The organism is Serratia quinivorans, assembly GCF_946227985.1.
GTDB lineage: Bacteria > Pseudomonadota > Gammaproteobacteria > Enterobacterales > Enterobacteriaceae > Serratia > Serratia quinivorans_A.
In genome coordinates this window covers 96,970-117,198 of record NZ_CAMKGL010000005.1, presented here as the reverse complement: position 1 = coordinate 117,198, position 20,229 = coordinate 96,970, and the positions used below count along the sequence as shown (strand labels likewise).

Genomic DNA, 20,229 nt, shown 5'->3' with positions numbered 1-20,229 from the left:
TTATTCATCCATATTCGGATATTGCGCCGACGGGTGTCGTTGCGTAAAGGCTGCCAGGGAGTTAAACGATGAAACCATGCCGTTCAGGGGCATTTGCATCAGGCAAGAAGCTTTGTCAGGGGATCGCATTGGCGGGGGGCCTGCTGCTGCTGGCCGCCTGTGATGACGGCGGAAAAAAACCAACCGCAGCGCAGGCTGATGCACCGGCGAGCAGCGTTACGCAGGCCAAACGGCCCGATGCCGCCGCGTTGGCGGCATTGGCGAAACGCGACGCCGGTAAACCGCTGACGTTGCTTGATGCCTCCGAACTGCAACTCGAGGGTGCCAGTGCCATGGTGCTGACGTTTTCTTTGCCGCTGGATCCAAATCAGGATTTCGCTGCGCGAGTGCATCTGGTCGACAGCGTTAGCGGTAAAATCGACGGTGCCTGGGAGCTGTCAGATAACCTGATGGAACTGCGGCTGCGTCATCTGCAGCCCAACCGCAAGCTGGTACTGACCCTCGAGGGCAGCCTGAAAGCGGTCAACGGTGCCGAACTGGGCAAGCAGCAAGAACAGACTATTACCACCCGCGACATCAAACCGAGCGTCGGCTTTGCCGGCAAAGGCTCGCTGTTGCCGACCAAGCTGGCGCAGGGGCTGCCGGTGATGGCGTTAAACGTCGATAACGTCGACGTTAACTTCTTCCGGGTGAAGGCCGATGCCTTACCGGCGTTTCTCGCCAACTGGGAATACCGTAATTCGCTTTCCAGTTGGGAGTCGGAAGAACTGCTGAAAATGGCCGATTTGGTCTACAGCGGCCGCTTCGATCTCAACCCGCAGCGCAATACGCGTGAACGCCTGCTGTTGCCGTTGAGTGGCATCGAAGCCTTGCAGCAGCCGGGTGTCTACCTGGCGGTAATGCAACAGGCCGGGCATTACGGTTATACCAACCCGGCGACCCTGTTCACCCTCAGTGATATCGGCGTCTCGCTGCACAGCTATCACGACCGTCTGGACGTGTTTACCCAGGCTCTGGATGGCGGCGCGGCATTGGGCGCGGTTGAACTGCGCCTGCTGGATGAAAAAGGCCAAACGCTGACCCAGGGCACCACCGATAAGCAAGGCCACGCCCAGTTGGTGAAAAGCGCCAGGGCGCGGTTGTTGCTGGCCACCCAACGGGGCCAGACCAGCATGATCGATCTGTCGACGCCGGCGTTGGATTTGGCTGAGTTTGATATTGCCGGGCCGGAAGGCTACAGCAAGCAATTCTTCGCCTTCGGCCCACGTGATTTGTACCGTCCAGGCGAAACGCTGATCGTTAACGGGCTGCTGCGTGACGCCGACGGCAAACCGCTGCCGGCCCAGCCGGTGAAGGTAGATATCGTCAAACCGGACGATCAGGTCGCGCGCAGCTTTGTCTGGCAGCCGCAGGATGGCTTGTATCAATATCAGTATCAAATCCCTGAAGGCGGGCCGACCGGTAACTGGTCGCTACGCTTCAATCTGGGCGATAACCAGCCGCGGCTTTACAGCTTCAAGGTTGAGGATTTCCTGCCGGAACGCATGGCGCTCGATATTACCGCCGAGAAAACCCCGCTGCGCCCTGATGCTCAACTGGTGTTCGACGTCAGCGGCCGCTACCTCTATGGCGCACCGGCTTCCGGTAACCGTCTGCAGGGGCAGGTGTTCCTGCGGCCGCAGCGTGAGGCGGTCAGCAGCCTGCCGGGCTATGAGTTTGGTTCGGTGACGGAAGAAAGCCTGTCGCGCAATATGGATGAATTCGATCAGGCGCTGGATAACGCCGGCAGGGCGCAGGTCGCGGTGGACAGCAGTTGGGCAGAGGTAAAATCGCCGTTGAAAGCCATCTTGCAGGCCAGCCTGCTGGAGTCCGGTGGCCGTCCGGTGACGCGCCGCGCCGAACAGGCGATCTGGCCTGCCGATGCGCTGCCCGGCATTCGGCCTTTGTTCAACAAACAACAGATTTATGATTATCGTAGCAACAGCTACCAGGCCCAGCCGGTGGTGGATGAAAACACCCAGGCCGGGTTTGATATTGTCTACGCCAATGCTGCCGGTGAAAAACTGGCGGTCAGCGGGTTGAAGGCCCGTCTGGTGCGTGAGCGTCGCGACTACTACTGGCAGTGGTCAGAAAGCGAAGGCTGGCAGTCGTTATACGACAAAAAGGATCTGCCGCTGGCGGAACAGACGATCAATATCGCCGCCAATGGCAGCACCAAGGTCAGTTTCCCGGTGGAGTGGGGCGCGTATCGCATTGAGGTGGTGGATCCGCAGAACAATCTGATCAGCAGCCTGCGTTTCTGGGCGGGTTACAGCTGGCAGGACAACACTAACGGCAGCGGGGCGGTGCGTCCGGACCAGGTGAAGCTGAAGCTGGACAAACCGGCCTACCAACCGGGCGAGAAAGTGAAGCTGCATATCGAAGCGCCGGCCGCCGGTAAGGGCTACCTGCTGGTGGAGTCCAGCGATGGTCCTCTATGGTGGCAGGAACTGGACGTACCGGCCAAGGGCGTTGATGTTGAAGTGCCAATCAATCAGGAGTGGAAACGCCACGATCTGTACCTCAGCGCATTGGTGATCCGCCCGGGTGACAAGCAACAGCAGTCGACGCCGAAACGGGCTGTGGGGCTGTTGCATCTGCCGCTGGTGGACGAAGGGCGCAAGCTGGCACTGCAGCTGGACGCGCCGCCGCGTATGCGGCCAAACCAAATGCTGACGGTGAAAGTGAAGGCCGCCCACAGCAGCGGTAAACCGCCGCGGCAAATCAACGTGCTGCTTTCCGCGGTGGACAGCGGCATCCTCAATATTACCAACTACGCGACGCCGGATCCGTATCAGGCCTTCTTTGGCCGCAAGCGCTACAGCGCCGATCAGTACGACGTTTATGGTCAACTGATTGAAGGCAAGGGGCGTTTGGCAAACCTGCGCTACGGTGGCGACGGTGATGACGAAGATGCGTTGTCACGCGGCGGTAAAAAGCCGATCACCGCGGTCACCATTGTTGCCCAACAGGCGCAGCCGGTTAAGCTGGATGCCAACGGCGAAGGCGAAATTCAGATTGCCATTCCTGACTTCAACGGTGAATTACGGCTGATGGCGCAGGCGTGGAGTGATGAAGACTTCGGCAAGGCGGAAGGCAAGACCGTGGTGGCCGCACCGGTGGTGGCAGAGCTGGCGACGCCACGTTTCCTGGCCGGGGGCGATAGCACCCAATTGGCGCTGGATGTCAGCAACCTGTCGGGTCAGCCGCAGACATTAACCGTGAAACTGGCTTCCAGCGGGTTAGTGGCGCTGCAGGGGCCTGGCGAACAGCAGGTCAGCCTGGCCAACGGCGAACGTACCACGCTACAAATTCCGGTGCAGGCGCTGGCGGGCTTTGGTCAGGGCGAGGTCGCGCTGACCCTCAGCGGTCTCGTGCTGCCGGGGGAAACGCTCAAGGACTATCAGCACAGCTGGAAGATTGGCGTAAGGCCGGCTTATCCGGCGCAAACCCGCCAGTTCGCCAGCGTGATCCACGCCGGTGAAAGCTGGGGCCTGCCGACAGATGCCGCCGCCGGGCTGGTGCAGACGACGACCGAAGGGCAATTGCTGTTGACCAGCCGTCCGCCAATCAACCTGGCGCGCTATATCAGCGAACTGTACGCCTATCCTTACGGCTGCCTGGAGCAGACGACCAGCGGGCTTTATCCGTCGCTGTATACCAACCGGGCGCAGCTCAGCGCGCTCGGGCTCAAATCCGGTAGTGATGAAAGCCGCCGCAAGAGTATCGACGTTGGTATCGAGCACTTGCTCAGCATGCAGCGTTATAACGGCGGTTTTGGTCTGTGGAATCGCGACAGCCAGGAAGAGTTCTGGCTGACGGCCTATGCTACCGACTTCTTGTTCCGTGCCAGTGAACAGAACTACAGCGTCCCGACCGATGCGCTGACGGCGGCCAACAATCGTCTGCAGCGCTATTTGCAGGACCGCAGCCAGATCGACGTAGCTTCCACCCAGTACCCGGACCACACCCGTTTTGCGGTGCAGGCCTATGCCGGATTGGTATTGGCGCGTCAACAACAGGCACCGCTCGGGGCATTGCGACAGCTGTTTGAACGCCGCGCCGATGCCCGTTCTGGCCTGCCGCTGGTGCAACTTGGTGTGGCGCTGAAGTTGATGGGCGATATGCCGCGTGCCAATCAGGCTATTGAGCAAGGGCTGGCAACGCAGCGCAATGCCAAGGATTACTGGCTGGAAGATTACGGCAGCCCGCTGCGTGATGACGCGATGATTCTGGCGCTGCTGACCGAAAATAACCTGCTGCCGGCCGAGCGCGACCAGCGGTTGCTGACGCTCTCGGAACGTCTCAACGGCGAACGTTACCTGTCTACGCAGGAGAGCAATGCCCTGTTCCTGGCTGCGCGCAATCTGATTGGCAGTGCGGAAACGCCATGGCAGGCACAAACGGCGCAGGGCAAGACCCTGTCCGGCGGCCAGGCGTTGACGCAAAACCTGTCTGCTGAGCAGTTGGCTACCGGGTTACAGCTCACCAATACCGGCAGCGGTACGCTGTACAGCCGGGTCGATTTGGTCGGTTATCCGCAGCAGGCGCCGCAGCCGCAGAGCAACGTCTTGAATATCCGCCGCGAATTCCTGGGGCTGGACGGCAAATCCGTGGATCTGACCCAACTGAAAAGCGGCCAGCTGATCCTGGTGCATCTGGACGTCTGGGCCGATAATCAGGTGCCGGACGCGCTGGTGGTGGATCTGCTGCCGGCCGGGCTGGAGCTGGAGAACCAAAATCTGGGGGACAGCAGCGCCAGCCTGGGCGAAAGCGCCAGTAGCGTGACCGAACTGCTGCAGGACATGCAGCAGGCCGATATCAAACATCAGGAGTTCCGTGACGATCGCTATGTGGCGGCGGTGAATATTGACGGCTACCGTCATACCACGCTGCTGTATCTGGCACGGGCCGTGACGCCGGGCACTTATCTGGTTCCGGCACCGCAGGTTGAGTCGATGTATGTGCCTGCCTGGCGTGCGTTGGGCGCGACGCCACAGCGGCTTGAAATTGCCAAATGATCCTCCTTGTCCCGCCCCGGTGATTTAGCCGGTGGCGGGACAAGGGAGTGATACCTTCCTGATGAATCGACTTCTCACCCATTTACGTCGCCGTGCAGCTATCTGGCTGCTGGCGATTTTACTGCCGCCCGCTTTGCTGTGGTTGGCGGATCGGCTGTGGCCGTTACCGCTGAAAGATGCCGAGATGGCGCGCGTAGTGGTGGCGGAAGATGGTACTCCGCTGTGGCGCTATGCGGACAGTGACGGCGTGTGGCGCTATCCGGTCAGCCTGCAGCAGGTCTCGCCCTATTATTTGCAGGCGCTGCTGACCTATGAAGACCGTTGGTTTTATCGGCACCCCGGAATCAATCCACTGTCGCTGGCCCGCGCCGCCTGGCAGGACCTGCGCAACGGGCAGATCGTTTCCGGCGGCAGTACGCTGTCGATGCAGGTAGCGCGCCTGATTGATCCCCATCCACGTACACTGGCCGGCAAGTTACGACAGGTGTGGCGTACCGCCCAGTTGGAGTGGCATCTGTCGAAGGATCAAATCCTTGAAATCTACCTTAACCGGGCACCTTACGGCGGCACGCTACAGGGGATTGGCGCGGCCAGCTGGACGTATTTGGGCAAACCGCCTTCGGCGCTGACGCGTGGTGAGGCGGCGCTGCTGGCGGTGTTGCCGCAGGCTCCCAGCCGTTTGCGGCCGGACCGCTACCCGGAACGGGCGCAGGCCGCGCGTGACAAGGTGCTGGAACGCCTGGCGTATTATCAGGTTTGGCCGGCGCAGCAGGTGGCCGAAATCCGGCAGGAAGCGGTGTGGTTGGCCCCGCGCCAGGTACCGCAGTTGGCCCCGTTACTGGCGAGGCGGATGACGCAGGGCAATCGTAGACTGGTGGTGACCACCACGCTGGACGCCACTTTGCAACGGCGGCTGGAGGAACTGGCTCGCGGCTGGAAGAGCCAACTGCCGGAAAAAACCTCGGTCGGCGTATTGGTGGTTGATCATACCAATATGAAAGTACGTGCCTACCTGGGCTCGCTGGATTTGAACGATAACAGCCGTTTTGGCCATGTCGACATGGTGGCTGCCTGGCGTTCGCCGGGCTCGACGCTAAAACCCTTTTTGTATGGTTTGGCGTTGGACGACGGCTTGATCCACGCCGAATCGCTGTTGCTGGACGTACCGCGCCGTTTTGGGGATTATCGGCCCGGTAATTTTGATACCGGTTTCCACGGTCCGGTCAGCGCCAGTGAAGCGTTGTCGCGTTCACTTAACCTGCCGGCGGTCCAGTTGCTGGAAGCCTACGGGCCGAAGCGCTTTGCCGCCAATCTCCGTAACGTGGGGGTTGAACTGCGGCTGCCGGCACACGCTGAACCTAGCCTGGCGCTGATCCTGGGCGGGGCCGGTGCCCGGCTGGATCAGTTGGTCGCCGGGTTCAGCGCGCTGGCTCGTCAGGGCCGGGTGGCACCGCTGCGCTTTACGCCTCAGCAAGGGATCTACGATCGCCAGTTAATGTCGCCGGGCGCCGCCTGGATTGTACGGCGAATCTTGGCGGGAGAGGCACGCCCATTGCCGGATGACGTGTTACCCGCCAGTGTGCCGCTGGCGTGGAAGACCGGCACCAGTTACGGCTACCGCGATGCCTGGGCCATCGGCGTTAATGCGCGCTATACGATAGGCGTTTGGGTAGGGCGACCAGACGGTACTCCGGTCGCCGGGCAGTTCGGCTTCGCCACTGCGGTACCCCTGCTCAATCAGGTCAATAATCTGCTGCTGACCTCTTTACGCCAGCGTGGGGAAGGGATCCCGGCCGATCCGCGCCCCGCCAGCGTCAGCCGTGCGGTGATCTGCTGGCCGGGCGGCCAGCCACTGCCCGCGGGTGACAGCAATTGCCGCCAAAGACGCCTGAGCTGGACTCTCGACGGGACTATTCCGCCGACGCTGCCCGCACCGGGTCAGGAAAGCCTGCTGGGTAGCCAGCCACTGATGTGGTTGAACGCGCGTGGATTGCGGGTGGCGGCGGATTGCCCGGGGGCGACGCCGCGTCGGCTGTCCCTGTGGCCTACGCCGCTGGAGCCCTGGTTGCCTCCGGCGGAGCGTCGTGCGCAGCGCTTGCCGGCTATCGATCCGCAGTGCCCACCGCTGCACCAGCAAGAGGCACCGCCGTTGTTGATGCTGGGCGTACGTGACGGCGCGATACTGCGTCGCCTGCCGGGCAATAATACGCTGGATTTGCGGGTCAGCGTCCAGGGCGGCGGCGGACAGCGCTGGTGGTTCCTCAATGGCCAGTTGGTGGGGGAAGGGGAATCGCTGCTGCAGACGCTGACCCAGCCAGGACGCTATCAGCTCAGCGTGCTGGATGAGAGTGGTCAGGTGGCATTGCGCGAATTTAGCCTCGATTAAGGTAAGTTTTCATAACCTGTGCTCTGGGCCGCAAAGTGAAGAATAAAGATAATGATTTTTTAATGAAATGTTGATTTTCCCGTAGGCAAGCGTTGGCAGCGCACATATAATCTGCGCCACTTGAGAAGGCCGGCACCCTGTTTGCAGACCGGCCTGTTTTGGAAGTTATACAGAGGCCATCATGACCGTAGAACGTACCTTTTCTATCATTAAACCAAACGCTGTAGCTAACAACGACATCGGCGCAATCTATGCTCGCTTTGAGCGTGCCGGTTTCAAAATCATCGCGTCCAAAATGCTGCGTCTGACTCGCGAACAAGCCGAAGGCTTCTACGCTGAGCACAAAGGCCGCCCATTCTTCGATGGCCTGGTTGAGTTCATGACCTCTGGCCCGATCGTGGTTCAGGTTCTGGAAGCGGAAAACGCAGTACAGCGTAACCGTGACATCATGGGCGCGACCAACCCGGACAACGCTCTGGCCGGTACCCTGCGTGCTGACTACGCGGACAGCTTCACTGCCAATGCCGTACACGGTTCTGACGCAGTAGAATCTGCACAGCGCGAAATCGCGTATTTCTTTAACGATAGCGAAATCTGCTCACGTTAATAATACCCGTCGCCTTTCAAGCCACAGCGTTGTTACCTGCACTAACTCCCCCCAGTTACTTACTAAAGTAAGCGCCTGGGGATGAGTGAGTTAGGCGCCTAGCTGTGACATGAAATTCATAGGGTATAAGTGGATGAGCTCTACGCTGAAATACGGCATTCACCGGCTGAAACAATAAAAATGCCCTGAATGTCTTTCAGACGTGGAAAGCTGCTACTAAAATTTGTACAATGCCGCGCCCCTGATGAGGCTTCTTGTCAGGGGCGCGCTTTTAGCGCCGTCACCGCAATTTATGCGGGTTGAACGACGCACTTACTTTCCACTCTTTCGCGCCGTAACGTGTAACAACGAGGCCAGAGATCAATTATGTTAGAACCCATCACGTCCGAGCACATCGTGTCTGAAAATAATTCGCTGACTACTCAATCCGTTAACGCGGAACAACCGGCTGTGGCCAAAATTAACCTGCTGGATTTGAATCGTCAGCAATTGCGTGAGTTTTTCGCCAAAATGGGCGAGAAACCCTTCCGTGCCGATCAGGTCATGAAGTGGATGTACCACTATTGCTGCGATGACTTTGAGCAGATGACCGACATCAACAAGGTCCTGCGCAATAAATTGCAGAGCGTCGCCGAGATCCGTGCGCCAGAAGTGGCTGAAGAACAACGCTCAGCCGATGGCACCATTAAATGGGCGATCAAAGTGGGCGATCAGCAGGTCGAAACCGTGTATATCCCGGACGGCGACCGTGCAACCCTGTGTGTCTCCTCCCAGGTGGGTTGTGCACTGGAGTGCAAATTCTGTTCGACCGCTCAGCAAGGCTTTAACCGCAACCTGCGCGTGTCGGAAATCATTGGTCAGGTTTGGCGTGCGGCGAAAATTATCGGTGCGCTGAAGGTGACCGGCGAACGTCCGATCACCAACGTGGTGATGATGGGGATGGGGGAGCCGTTGCTCAACCTGAACAACGTGGTACCGGCAATGGAAATCATGCTGGACGACTTCGGTTTTGGCCTGTCCAAGCGTCGCGTGACCCTGTCTACCTCCGGCGTGGTGCCGGCACTGGACAAGTTGGGTGATATGATCGACGTTGCGCTGGCGATCTCGCTGCATGCGCCGAACGACAAGATCCGCGACGACATCGTACCGATCAACCGTAAATACAATATCGAGACCTTCCTGGCGGCGGTACGTCGCTACCTGGCAAAATCCAATGCCAACCAGGGGCGGGTAACGGTTGAGTACGTGATGCTGGACCACATCAACGACAGCACCGACGACGCACACCAGCTGGCAGAAGTCCTGAAGGACACGCCATGCAAGATCAACCTGATCCCATGGAACCCGTTCCCGGGTGCACCTTACGGCCGCAGCTCCAACAGCCGGGTGGATCGTTTTTCCAAAGTGTTGATGGAATACGGCTTTACGACTATTGTTCGTAAAACCCGTGGTGATGATATCGATGCCGCCTGCGGGCAACTGGCGGGTGAAGTGATCGACCGTACCAAGCGTACCCTGAAAAAGAAAATGGCCGGGGAACCTATCTCCGTACGTGCGGTCTGAACCCTATAGCATGATTTTTTTGTTATCTTACAGTCTGTTATGTAATCAGACACTTGGGTGACATCTGACAAGGAAATGAATGCAGGCATGAAGCTGACTCTGTGGGGAACGTTGCTGGCGGCCGGTTTACTGGCCGGCTGTTCCGGTTCGGCACCGGAAGAAAAAGACGCCCAGTCGCAAGCGGGCCAGACGCGTTTGCAACTGGGTCTGGAATATCTGAAGCAGGGCGATTTACCCGCCGCGCGACAGAATCTGGAGAAAGCGGCAGACGCTGCCCCACAGGATTACCGTACCCAATTGGGCATGGCGCTTTATGAGCAGCGGGTGGGCGAAAATAGCGCGGCTGAACAGCGTTATCAGCAAGCGCTCAAACTTGCGCCGAACAATGGCACCGTGCTGAATAATTACGGTGCGTTTCTTTGCAGTTTAGGGCAGTATGTACCGGCACAACAGCAGTTTAGCGCTGCGGCAGTAGCACCGGATTACGGTCAGGTTGCCGACAGCCTGGAAAACGCAGGTTACTGTTTTCTCAAGGCCGGACAGAACGATGAAGCACGTACTTTGTTAACGCGTGCGATGAAGATCGATCCGGACAAAGGCACTCCACTGTTGGTGGAGGCAGAAAAGCAATTTGGAGAAGGGAAGCGCGCACAGTCGCAACTTTTACTCGATAGTTATCAGCATGTTTTGCCGGCTAGCGCCGACAGCTTATGGTTACAGATTCGTTTCGCCGCGTTAGCCGGGCGCCAGGATAGCGTGCAACGCTATGGCAAGCAGTTATCGCGAAGTTTTCCACAATCCAAACAGTACCAGCAGTTCTTAGCTAATGAATACTGAAGCCTCCCAAGATAAAACTGTATCAATGACGACAGGCGAACGTCTGCGTCAGGCCCGTGAACAACTCGGGTTGAGTCAACAGGCCGTTGCAGAACGCCTGTGCCTCAAAATGTCTACCGTGCGCGATATCGAAGAAGACAATCTGTCCGCAGATTTGGCTTCAACCTTCGTGCGGGGTTATATCCGTTCCTATGCCAAGCTGGTGCGTTTGCCAGAGGATGAACTGCTGCCGATGCTGGCCAAGCAGGCTCCGCTGAAGGTCGCGAAAGTTGCACCAATGCAGAGTTTCTCATTGGGCAAGCGCCGCAAAAAACGCGATGGCTGGCTGATGAGCTTCACCTGGTTGATCGTTTTCGTGGTGGTTGGCCTGACCGGTGCCTGGTGGTGGCAAAACCACAAGGCCCAGCAGGAAGAGATCGTCACTATGGCCGATCAATCTTCTGCGCAGCTTTCACAAAACAATGAAGGCCAGTCAGTGCCGTTGACCGACAGCAATGCCGACAACAGCGCGCCTCTGGCTGACAATGGTTCCACGCCGGTAGATACCGGCGCTGCGCCACAGCAGTCTCAGACTCCGGCCGTTAGCGGCGGTGCAACCGCGCAGCAGCCTGCGGTGGTTTCACCAAGCCAGACGACGCTGCCTGAGACAACGCCTGCGGCTCCAACTGCGCCGTTGCCAACAGCCGACGCGGGCGTGACTGCCCCGGCTGTTGATCCTAACGCGCTGGTTATGGAGTTCTCCGCCGATTGTTGGTTGCAGGTGAGTGATGCCAACGGTAAAACGTTGTACAGCGGCAGCCAGAAAAGCGGCGGCAAGCTGAGCCTGGCGGGTACTGCGCCGTACAAATTGACCATTGGCGCACCGGCCGCAGTACAGATTCAATATCAAGGTAAGCCGGTTGATTTAAGCCGGTTTGTTAAGTCAAACCGTGTTGCTCGTCTGACCGTTGCCGCGCAGTAATTGCGCGGCCATTGTCGTTGAGTCAGGGCAACAATGGAGAGTAAGTAATGCATAACCAATCGCCCATCATCCGTCGAAAATCAACGCGAATTTACGTCGGCAATGTGCCTATTGGTGATGGTGCGCCGATTGCCGTGCAGTCGATGACTAACACCCGTACCACTGATGTTGAAGCAACGGTTAATCAGATCAAAGCGCTGGAGCGCGTGGGCGTTGATATCGTCCGCGTTTCAGTCCCCACCATGGATGCCGCCGAGGCGTTCAAACTGATCAAGCAGCAGGTCAACGTGCCGCTGGTCGCCGATATCCACTTCGATTACCGTATCGCGCTGCAGGTTGCTGAGTATGGCGTAGACTGCCTGCGCATCAACCCGGGCAATATCGGTAACGAGTCGCGTATCCGTTCAGTCGTAGACTGCGCGCGCGATAAAAACATCCCAATCCGTATCGGGGTGAATGGTGGTTCGCTGGAAAAAGACATCCAGGAAAAATACGGCGAACCTACGCCGGAAGCGCTGCTCGAATCTGCCATGCGCCACGTTGATATCCTTGATCGTCTCAACTTCGACCAGTTCAAAGTGAGCGTCAAGGCATCCGATGTGTTCCTGGCGGTGCAATCCTATCGTCTGTTGGCTGCGCGTATCGATCAGCCGTTGCATCTGGGCATCACCGAAGCCGGTGGCGCACGCAGTGGCTCAGTGAAGTCGGCGATTGGTTTGGGGCTGCTGCTGTCGGAAGGCATTGGCGATACCCTGCGCATCTCATTGGCAGCCGATCCGGTGGAAGAAGTTAAGGTCGGTTTCGACATTCTGAAATCGCTGCGCATCCGCGCCCGCGGCATTAACTTTATCGCGTGCCCGACCTGTTCACGTCAGGAATTTGACGTTATTGGAACGGTCAACGCGTTGGAACAGCGTCTGGAAGACATCATCACGCCGATGGACATTTCGATTATCGGCTGTGTGGTCAATGGCCCGGGCGAAGCGCTGGTTTCCACGCTGGGCGTTACCGGTGGCCATAAAAAGAGCGGTTTCTACGAAGACGGCGTGCGGCAGAAAGAACGTTTCGACAACGAGCAGATGATTGACCAACTGGAAGCCAAAATCCGCGCCAAGGCGTCGATGATGGATGAAAGCAATCGCATCGCGGTCAACCTGCTGGAAAAATAAGCATTACACCGATACGGCGGGCTTTTTAGCCCGCTTGTTTATGAACCCGGGAGCAGAACTCGGTATTCGCGTTGAATACGGGGCGGCAAAGTCCCTATAATCGGGTTCATTTTTATAGACAACGGACAGAGAACTCACGTGGCAAAGAACATTCAAGCCATTCGCGGCATGAACGACTACCTGCCGGAAGAAACGGCATTATGGCAGCGTATTGAAGGCATCCTCAAGCAGGTGCTTAGCGGCTACGGTTACAGCGAAATCCGCTTGCCGATTGTAGAGCAGACCCCGTTATTCAAACGCGCGATCGGCGAAGTGACCGACGTCGTGGAAAAAGAGATGTATACCTTCGACGATCGCAACGGCGAAAGCCTGACGCTGCGTCCGGAAGGCACGGCTGGTTGCGTTCGCGCCGGCATCGAACATGGTCTGCTGTACAATCAGGAGCAGCGTCTGTGGTACGTCGGTCCGATGTTCCGCTACGAGCGCCCGCAAAAAGGCCGCTATCGCCAGTTCCACCAACTGGGGGCCGAAGTGTTTGGTCTGCAGGGCCCGGATATCGACGCTGAGCTTATCCTGCTGAGCGCCCGCTGGTGGAAAGCGCTGGGGATCTCCGAGCACGTTAAGCTGGAACTGAACTCCATCGGTTCACTGGAAGCGCGCGCCAACTACCGCGATGCTCTGGTGGCATTCCTGGAGCAGCACCAAGAGAAGCTGGACGAAGATTGCAAACGCCGTATGTACAGCAACCCGCTGCGCGTCCTGGACTCTAAAAATCCGGAAGTGCAGGCGCTGTTGAACGACGCACCGCGCCTGTCCGAGTATCTGGATGAAGAATCCAAAGTCCACTTCGAAGGTCTGTGTGAACTTTTGGCGCAGGCAGGCATCCCATATACCATCAATGAGCGCCTGGTGCGCGGTCTGGACTACTACAACCGTACGGTATTTGAATGGGTAACCAACAGTCTGGGTGCTCAGGGTACGGTGTGTGCCGGTGGTCGTTATGACGGCCTGGTTGAGCAACTGGGCGGGCGTGCAACGCCGGCGGTCGGTTTCGCTATGGGGCTGGAGCGCCTGGTGCTGCTGGTTCAGGCGGTTAACCCGGAGTTCAAGGCCGCGGCGACCATTGACGTGTATTTGATCTCCTCCGGTGCCGGTACTCAGAGTGCAGCAATGCAGCTGGCGGAGCGCGTGCGTGATGCAGCGCCACAGCTCAAACTGATGACCAACTACGGCGGTGGTAACTTTAAGAAGCAGATCACCCGTGCGGATAAGTGGGGCGCGCGCGTCGCCTTGATCCTGGGTGAGAACGAAGTCGCAGCCCAGCAGGTGGTGGTTAAGGACCTGCGCAGTGGTGAACAAGAAACGCTGGCGCAAAGCGAAGTCGCAGTGCGCCTGGCTCTGATGTTAGGTTAAGGAGAAGGACACCGTGGAAGTCTATACCACTGAAAACGAACAAGTCGACGCCGTGCGTCGGTTCTTTGCCGAAAATGGCAAAGCGCTGGCAGTGGGCGTGGTGCTCGGAATTGGTGCCCTGGTCGGCTGGCGTTACTGGCAGAGCCACGAAAACTCCAACATGATGGTTGCGTCCCAATCTTATCAGGAAGCCAGCGATCGTCTGGCTGTCGGTAAACCGGACGATGTCGCCGCCGCGGAGAAGTTTGCCCAGGCCAACAGCAACAGCTACGGCGTGCTGGCCTCCCTGGAGCTGGCGAAGCATTTTGTTGAGCAGAATGAGTTTGCCAAAGCGGATCAACAATTGGTGTTGGCGCAGGGCCAGACCAAAGACGAAAACATGCTTTCGATGATTAACCTGCGTCTGGCACGTGTCCAGCTGCAGGAGAAAAAGCTGGATGACGCGCTGAAAACGCTGGATGGCGTGAAAGGCGAAGGCTGGGCGGCGATGGCGCAAGATACGCGCGGCGACGTGTTGTTGGCGAAAGGTGACACCAAAGGTGCACGTGAAGCTTACAGTAAAGGCATTGAGTCTAACGCTTCTCAGGCGCTGCAGGTTCTGCTGCGCATGAAATTGAATAACTTGTCCAGCTAAGGGGAATTCCCATGCAATTGCGTAAAACACTCTTGGTCGGACTGGTTTCCGTTGCCTTGCTGAGTGGTTGCTCGCTGTTTAACAGTGAAGAAGACGTGGTTACCATGTCGCCGCTACCGAAAGTTGAAAATCAGTTCACGCCGAACAAGGCGTGGAGTACCTCGGTCGGCGAGGGTGTTGGTGAGTTTTATTCTCATCTGCGTCCTGCTTTCCAGGACAACACTATTTACGCCGCCGATCGTCACGGCATCGTGAAAGCGCTGGATGCCGATAACGGTAACGAAAAGTGGAAGGTTGATCTCTCTGAGAAAACCGGCTTCTTGTCCAGCAACCTGCCGGCACTGCTGTCGGGCGGTATGGCGGTCGCGGGCGACAAGGCTTATGTCGGCAGTGAGAAAGCCGTGGTTTACGCGCTGAATACCTCAGACGGTACCGTAGCGTGGCAGACCAAGGTGGCCGGCGAAGCGATTTCACGTCCGGTGATCAGCGACGGTATGGTACTGATCCACACCTCCAACGGCCTGCTGCAGGCGCTGAACGAATCTGACGGCGCGGTGAAGTGGACGGTTAACCTGGACATGCCTTCACTGTCGTTGCGCGGTGAATCCGCACCGGCCGTTGCCTTTGGCGCAGCCATTGTTGGCGGTGATAACGGTCGCGTAAATGCCGTGCTGATGCAGCAAGGTCAGTTGATTTGGCAGCAACGTATTTCCCAGCCGAGCGGCGCGACCGAAATCGATCGTTTGAACGATGTCGACACTACGCCAGTGATTGTTGAGGGCGTTGTCTACGCATTAGGTTACAATGGCAACCTGACGGCGCTGGATCTGCGTTCCGGTCAGATCATGTGGAAGCGTGAACTGGGCTCGGTGAACGACTTTATCGTTGATGCAGGTCGCATTTACCTTATCGATCAGAACGATCGCGTGGTGGCGTTGAGCACCGAAGGCGGCGTGACCGTTTGGACGCAGAGCGATTTGCTGCACCGCAACCTGACTCCGCCGGTGATGTACAATGGTTTCCTGGTGACCGGTGACTCTGAAGGTTACCTGCACTGGATTAACACCACGGACGGCCGTTTTGTTGCTCAGCAGGAAGTGGATAGCTCCGGCTTCCTGTCTGCGCCGGTGGTAGCTGGCGACAAGCTGGTCATCCAGGCGAAGGGCGGAAAAGTTTACGCTTTCACCCGCTAACGCCGATCGTCGCAACCTTTTAGTACCCAAAAGATTTCGGGATGCAGTAAGGCGACAAGCGCGCTGAATCCCAGGAGCTTAGTAAACTAAGTGACTGGGATGAGGGCGCACAGTCAACGCCGCTGCGGCGCGAAAGATGAAGGGGAAAAACGGCTCCTGAATGTTCAGGGGCCGTTTCGTATTTTTATAAGCTACACTTCTGGTGTCTATCCATAGTGTAGTAACGCATTGATTATTAAGTAATGAGGCTTCACAATGATACCTGTCGTCGCGCTAGTAGGGCGCCCGAATGTGGGTAAATCCACCTTGTTTAACCGTTTAACCCATACGCGCGATGCGCTGGTGGCGGATTTCCCCGGGCTAACGCGAGACCGCAAGTATGGTCGTGCTGAGGTTGAGGGTAATGAATTTATTATCGTCGATACCGGGGGCATTGACGGCACCGAAGATGGCGTTGAAACACGCATGGCCGGTCAGTCACTGCTGGCGATCGAAGAAGCAGACATCGTGCTGTTTATGGTCGATGCTCGCGCCGGTCTGATGCCGGCCGATCTGGGCATTGCCCAGCATCTGCGTAACCGTCAGAAAGCCACCTTCCTGGTCGCCAACAAAACCGACGGTATGGATCCAGACATGGCCGCCGCCGATTTCTATTCGTTGGGCCTGGGCGACGTGCATCCGATCGCGGCTTCCCACGGTCGTGGCGTAGCGCAGTTGATCGAGCACGTACTGGTGCCGTTTGTCGGTGAAAAGCCGGAAGAAGTCGAGCTGACCGAAGAAGAGGCTAACGCCGCTTATTGGGCCGAGCAAGAAGGTGAAACCCTCGAAGGCGCAGAAGAAGAGCCGGAAGACGACTTCAATCCGCAGGATCTGCCAATCAAGCTGGCTATCGTGGGTCGTCCTAACGTAGGTAAGTCCACACTGACTAACCGCATCCTCGGCGAAGATCGTGTCGTGGTATACGACATGCCGGGTACTACCCGTGACAGCATCTATATCCCGATGGTCCGCGACGAGCGCGAATACGTGCTGATCGACACCGCCGGGGTACGTAAGCGCGGCAAGGTGACGGAAACCGTAGAGAAGTTCTCGGTAATCAAAACCCTGCAGGCGATCGAAGACGCCAACGTGGTGTTGCTGGTGGTGGATGCACGCGAAGGCATTTCCGATCAGGATCTCTCGCTGCTCGGCTTTATCCTCAATAGTGGGCGCTCACTGGTGATTGTGGTCAACAAGTGGGACGGCATGAGCGAGGAAGATCGCGATCACGTGAAAGAGATGCTCGATCTGCGTCTGGGCTTTGTCGATTTCGCCCGCATTCACTTTATCTCTGCCCTGCATGGTAGCGGCGTTGGCAACTTGTTCGTGTCGGTACTGGAAGCTTACGAGTGTGCGACCCGTCGCGTGAACACCTCAATGCTGACCAAAATCATGCAGATGGCTGCCGACGATCACCAACCGCCGTTGGTACGTGGCCGCCGCGTGAAGCTGAAATATGCGCACGCCGGTGGATATAACCCGCCGATTGTGGTGATCCACGGCAACCAGGTGACCGATCTGTCCGATTCGTACAAACGCTACCTGATGAACTACTTCCGTCGTTCTCTGAAGGTAATGGGTACGCCAATCCGCATCCAGTTCAAAGAGGGTGAGAACCCGTTCGCCGGCAAGCGCAACCTGCTGACGCCGAACCAGATGCGCAAGCGTAAACGCCTGATGAGCCACCTGAAGAAAGGCTAATAATCAGTATTAGGGGCGCGGTATGACTACCGCGCCCTTTTTTATTGGATCGAAATCGTTTTATTATCTGACTATTACCGCCGTTAGCCTGAAGGAACATCATGTCCTGGGAAACCTGGAGTTTTGCATTCAACGTCACCGTACCCAATCTGTTAATGATGTTGCTGGGCATATTGCTGCGCCACTGGCGCTTGATGGACGACCGTTTTATCGACGGCGCCACCAAACTGGTGTTTAACCTGGCGCTGCCCTGTTTGTTGTTCTTCAGCATTGCTACCAACCACCCACAGCTGTTGGGTAACCTGCCGCTGGTGATCTTCGGCGCTATCGGCACTCTCGCCACCTTTTTGTTGCTGGAAGTGGCCGCCGTCTGGCTGGTTAAAGAGCCGCGTGAGCGCGGTGTCTTTGTGCAGGGCGGCTTCCGTGCCAATACCGCCATTGTCGGCCTGGCCTATGCCATGACCGCTTACGGCAGTGAGGGCGTGGCATTAGGGTCGCTGTACCTGACGGTGACGGTGATCCTGTTTAACGTGCTGTCGGTGATTACCCTCACGCGCAGCCTGCAGGGCGGACAGGGCAAGAGGATCAGCCGTCTGTCACTGTTGCGCAGTATTGTCAGCAATCCGCTGATTATTGGCCTGGTGTGCGGACTGGCTTATGCGCAGACCGGTCTGGGGATACCTCAGGTGATCCGGCAGACGGGCAGCTATATCTCGGCACTGTCGTTGCCGCTGGCGTTGCTGTGCACCGGGGCCAGTTTGGATCTGCGCGCCATGTTTCGCTCGTCCAACGTGGCGGCGCTGTCCTCTTCGGCCAAGTTGTTTGTCGTGCCAGTGATAATGACGCTGGGTGGCTGGCTGTGCGGTTTTCACGGCGCGGCGTTGGGGATTATCTTCCTGTTCTCGGCTACGCCAACGGCTTCTGGCAGCTATGTGATGACGCGTGCGATGGGGGGCAATGCCACGCTGGCGGCGAATATTATCGCCATCACCACCGTTGGCTCGTTTTTCACTACCGCGTTGGGCATCTATTTCTTACGCTCATGGGGCGTGATTTAACCAGGGAGTGACGATGGAAGCGCAGTGTCCGCAATGCGATCAAACGATGGAGTGGGTGAATGGTCACTACCATTGCACCGCCTGTAACAGCGATTATCAGCAGTTGGCCCACTGCCCGGATTGCGGGCAGCCGTTACAAGCGCTCAAGGCCTGCGGCGCGGTGGACTACCTGTGCCAGAACGGCCACGGGCTGGTATCCAAAAAGCGGGTGCTATTCAGTTATCAGCCGTTGTAAGCATTCACTCATCCACCTGACCGGTTTTCCACAGGTCGACCAACGCCTGCGGGGCGCTGGTTTCCGGGATCAACAGCACGATTTCACTGCATAGAGCCTGACTGTAATAGCTGATCTGCACGCGAAAATAACGTTGGTCACCGCAGCCGGGCGAGTCCGGTTGCCCCTCTTCCTGGGCGTAGGGCAGCGTCTGGTTCAACAGTTGATTCAGGCGCTGCCGTTGCTCTGGCGTAATGTCGGCCAGCGCAATGCGCCGCTGGCCCGCCAGTTTGGGAATAAAGGCGAAGCCGCCTTCACGCGCCAGCTCAATGACCGTGTCCTGATTGAGTGCCGGCAAGGGTTTCATTACTCGACCCCTACCTGATGCCAGGCCTGCTGTACCTTATCCGCCGTTGTACTGTCGAAGCGCTGTTTGGCATGTTTCACCGTGGTACGGGCAAAGGTGGCGAAGTCAGCGTCCTGCGGCAGTGCCTTGTCGCAAAGCGTGTCGTACCAGATGTAACCGGCTTTCTCCCAGGCAAAGCCGCCCAGAGCGCTGGCCGCCAGATAGAAGGCGCGGTTGGGAATGCCGGAGTTGAGGTGAACACCGCCGTTATCCTCTTTGGTCTGAATGTAGTCTTTCATGTCGGCCGGCTGCGGATCTTTCCCCAGCAGCGGATCGTCGTAGGCGGTACCGGGTGCCGACATCGAACGCAGGCCCTTGCCGTTGATACCTTTTGCCAGCAGGCCTTCGCCAATCAGCCAGTCGGCCTTATCCGCGGTTTGCTTGAGGTGGAACTGCTTGACCAAAGAACCCAATACGTCAGACAGCGACTCATTCAGCGCACCGGCCTGTTGGAAGTAAATTAATCCGGCTTCACTTTCGGTGACGCCGTGTGCCAGTTCGTGGCCGACTACGTCGATGGCAATGGTAAAGCGGTTAAAGATTTCGCCGTCACCGTCGCCGAAGACCATTTGCTGGCCGTTCCAAAAGGCGTTCTGGTATTCCTTGCCGTAATGCACGCTGCCGGTCAGCGGCAGGCCCCGGTTGTCCAGCGAGTTGCGTTTGAACGCCTGCCAGAAGAAATCGTAGGTGACGCCGAGATAGTCATAGGCTTCATCCACCGCCACGTCATGATTACTGGCCTGGCCCTCATTACGCACCTGTTTACCCGGCAGTTGGGTGCCGTTTTCGGCATCAAAAATATCGCGGATAACTTCACCTCCGGTCGAGGTTTTTGCCCCGGGGGCGCGCAACGGCTTGTTGCCGAGCAGGCTTTGAACGTGATTCAGAGTATGCAATGCGCAGTCGCGCTGCGGCAGGCTGCCGTGCTCAATGATCCGACGCAGCATATAAGGGGGAATGACCGAACGCGCTGTCAGGGTCGGCATAG

The 20,229-nt window shown here is 57.7% G+C and carries 15 protein-coding genes; 13 read left to right on the top strand and 2 right to left on the bottom strand.

Going from position 1 to position 20,229, the window contains the following annotated elements:
* Nucleotides 1–68 precede the first annotated feature (68 nt).
* The 13 genes from OCH02_RS15090 to OCH02_RS15030 all read left to right on the top strand — a co-directional run bounded on the left by OCH02_RS15090 (nucleotide 69) and on the right by OCH02_RS15030 (nucleotide 18,856).
* Nucleotides 69–5,060 carry an alpha-2-macroglobulin family protein gene (locus tag OCH02_RS15090; protein ID WP_261431928.1) on the top strand — a complete coding sequence of 1,664 codons (4,992 nt, stop codon included), beginning with the start codon at nucleotides 69–71 and terminating at the stop codon, nucleotides 5,058–5,060.
* A gap of 61 nt (nucleotides 5,061–5,121) precedes the next feature.
* A complete protein-coding gene (gene pbpC, locus OCH02_RS15085) occupies nucleotides 5,122–7,446 on the top strand; it encodes a peptidoglycan glycosyltransferase PbpC (RefSeq protein ID WP_261431927.1) in 2,325 nt (774 codons plus the stop codon).
* Nucleotides 7,447–7,627: 181 nt separating this feature from the next.
* A complete protein-coding gene (ndk, locus tag OCH02_RS15080; protein ID WP_085118257.1) occupies nucleotides 7,628–8,053 on the top strand; it encodes a nucleoside-diphosphate kinase in 426 nt (141 codons plus the stop codon).
* Nucleotides 8,054–8,419: 366 nt separating this feature from the next.
* Nucleotides 8,420–9,616 (top strand): bifunctional tRNA (adenosine(37)-C2)-methyltransferase TrmG/ribosomal RNA large subunit methyltransferase RlmN, encoded by a 1,197-nt coding sequence (locus OCH02_RS15075; protein WP_012146320.1) that lies wholly within the window; start codon nucleotides 8,420–8,422, stop codon nucleotides 9,614–9,616.
* 87 nt (nucleotides 9,617–9,703) lie between these two features.
* Nucleotides 9,704–10,453 carry a type IV pilus biogenesis/stability protein PilW gene (pilW, locus tag OCH02_RS15070; RefSeq protein ID WP_261431926.1) on the top strand — a complete coding sequence of 250 codons (750 nt, stop codon included), beginning with the start codon at nucleotides 9,704–9,706 and terminating at the stop codon, nucleotides 10,451–10,453.
* On the top strand, nucleotides 10,443–11,414 hold the full coding sequence (gene rodZ / locus OCH02_RS15065) for a cytoskeleton protein RodZ (protein ID WP_261431925.1): 972 nt from the start codon (nucleotides 10,443–10,445) through the stop codon (nucleotides 11,412–11,414). Before pilW ends, rodZ begins: the two co-directional genes overlap by 11 nt.
* 47 nt (nucleotides 11,415–11,461) lie before the next feature.
* The gene (gene ispG / locus OCH02_RS15060) at nucleotides 11,462–12,583 is read left to right on the top strand and encodes a flavodoxin-dependent (E)-4-hydroxy-3-methylbut-2-enyl-diphosphate synthase (RefSeq protein WP_012146317.1); all 1,122 of its coding nucleotides are present in this window, start codon (nucleotides 11,462–11,464) and stop codon (nucleotides 12,581–12,583) included.
* Between the two features lie 138 nt (nucleotides 12,584–12,721).
* A complete protein-coding gene (gene hisS / locus OCH02_RS15055) occupies nucleotides 12,722–13,996 on the top strand; it encodes a histidine--tRNA ligase (protein ID WP_261431924.1) in 1,275 nt (424 codons plus the stop codon).
* A 13-nt stretch (nucleotides 13,997–14,009) separates the two neighbouring features.
* Nucleotides 14,010–14,630, top strand: a complete 621-nt coding sequence (locus OCH02_RS15050) for a YfgM family protein (protein WP_261431923.1) — start codon at nucleotides 14,010–14,012, stop codon at nucleotides 14,628–14,630.
* Between the two features lie 11 nt (nucleotides 14,631–14,641).
* Entirely contained in the window at nucleotides 14,642–15,823 is a 1,182-nt protein-coding gene (gene bamB / locus OCH02_RS15045) for an outer membrane protein assembly factor BamB (protein WP_261431922.1), read from the top strand.
* 255 nt (nucleotides 15,824–16,078) lie between these two features.
* Nucleotides 16,079–17,563: a ribosome biogenesis GTPase Der gene (gene der / locus OCH02_RS15040; protein WP_012146313.1), complete on the top strand. Its 1,485-nt coding sequence runs from the start codon at nucleotides 16,079–16,081 to the stop codon at nucleotides 17,561–17,563.
* Nucleotides 17,564–17,664: 101 nt separating this feature from the next.
* Nucleotides 17,665–18,621: an AEC family transporter gene (locus tag OCH02_RS15035; protein WP_261431921.1), complete on the top strand. Its 957-nt coding sequence runs from the start codon at nucleotides 17,665–17,667 to the stop codon at nucleotides 18,619–18,621.
* 13 nt (nucleotides 18,622–18,634) lie between these two features.
* A complete protein-coding gene (locus OCH02_RS15030) occupies nucleotides 18,635–18,856 on the top strand; it encodes a zinc ribbon domain-containing protein (RefSeq protein ID WP_261431920.1) in 222 nt (73 codons plus the stop codon).
* 4 nt (nucleotides 18,857–18,860) lie between these two features.
* Here the strand turns inward: OCH02_RS15030 and OCH02_RS15025 are convergent, their stop codons facing one another.
* Together OCH02_RS15025 and OCH02_RS15020 are read right to left on the bottom strand one after the other, a co-directional pair.
* Nucleotides 18,861–19,202 carry a protealysin inhibitor emfourin gene (locus OCH02_RS15025; RefSeq protein ID WP_261431919.1) on the bottom strand — a complete coding sequence of 114 codons (342 nt, stop codon included), beginning with the start codon at nucleotides 19,200–19,202 and terminating at the stop codon, nucleotides 18,861–18,863.
* Nucleotides 19,202–20,227 carry a M4 family metallopeptidase gene (locus OCH02_RS15020; protein WP_261431918.1) on the bottom strand — a complete coding sequence of 342 codons (1,026 nt, stop codon included), beginning with the start codon at nucleotides 20,225–20,227 and terminating at the stop codon, nucleotides 19,202–19,204. The genes OCH02_RS15025 and OCH02_RS15020 overlap by 1 nt, the downstream gene beginning before the upstream one ends.
* Between the last annotated feature and the right edge of the window lie 2 nt (nucleotides 20,228–20,229).

What these genes read in the sequence shown, in the direction of transcription:
- pilW (WP_261431926.1), top strand. Translation starts at nt 9,704, where the DNA reads ATGAAGCTGACTCTGTGGGGAACGTTGCTGGCGGCCGGTTTACTGGCC.
- ndk (WP_085118257.1), top strand. Translation starts at nt 7,628, where the DNA reads ATGACCGTAGAACGTACCTTTTCTATCATTAAACCAAACGCTGTAGCT.
- OCH02_RS15020 (WP_261431918.1), bottom strand. Translation starts at nt 20,227, where the DNA reads ATGCCGACCCTGACAGCGCGTTCGGTCATTCCCCCTTATATGCTGCGT.
- rodZ (WP_261431925.1), top strand. Translation starts at nt 10,443, where the DNA reads ATGAATACTGAAGCCTCCCAAGATAAAACTGTATCAATGACGACAGGC.
- OCH02_RS15030 (WP_261431920.1), top strand. Translation starts at nt 18,635, where the DNA reads ATGGAAGCGCAGTGTCCGCAATGCGATCAAACGATGGAGTGGGTGAAT.
- OCH02_RS15025 (WP_261431919.1), bottom strand. Translation starts at nt 19,202, where the DNA reads ATGAAACCCTTGCCGGCACTCAATCAGGACACGGTCATTGAGCTGGCG.
- OCH02_RS15090 (WP_261431928.1), top strand. Translation starts at nt 69, where the DNA reads ATGAAACCATGCCGTTCAGGGGCATTTGCATCAGGCAAGAAGCTTTGT.
- der (WP_012146313.1), top strand. Translation starts at nt 16,079, where the DNA reads ATGATACCTGTCGTCGCGCTAGTAGGGCGCCCGAATGTGGGTAAATCC.
- pbpC (WP_261431927.1), top strand. Translation starts at nt 5,122, where the DNA reads ATGAATCGACTTCTCACCCATTTACGTCGCCGTGCAGCTATCTGGCTG.
- OCH02_RS15035 (WP_261431921.1), top strand. Translation starts at nt 17,665, where the DNA reads ATGTCCTGGGAAACCTGGAGTTTTGCATTCAACGTCACCGTACCCAAT.
- bamB (WP_261431922.1), top strand. Translation starts at nt 14,642, where the DNA reads ATGCAATTGCGTAAAACACTCTTGGTCGGACTGGTTTCCGTTGCCTTG.
- OCH02_RS15075 (WP_012146320.1), top strand. Translation starts at nt 8,420, where the DNA reads ATGTTAGAACCCATCACGTCCGAGCACATCGTGTCTGAAAATAATTCG.
- ispG (WP_012146317.1), top strand. Translation starts at nt 11,462, where the DNA reads ATGCATAACCAATCGCCCATCATCCGTCGAAAATCAACGCGAATTTAC.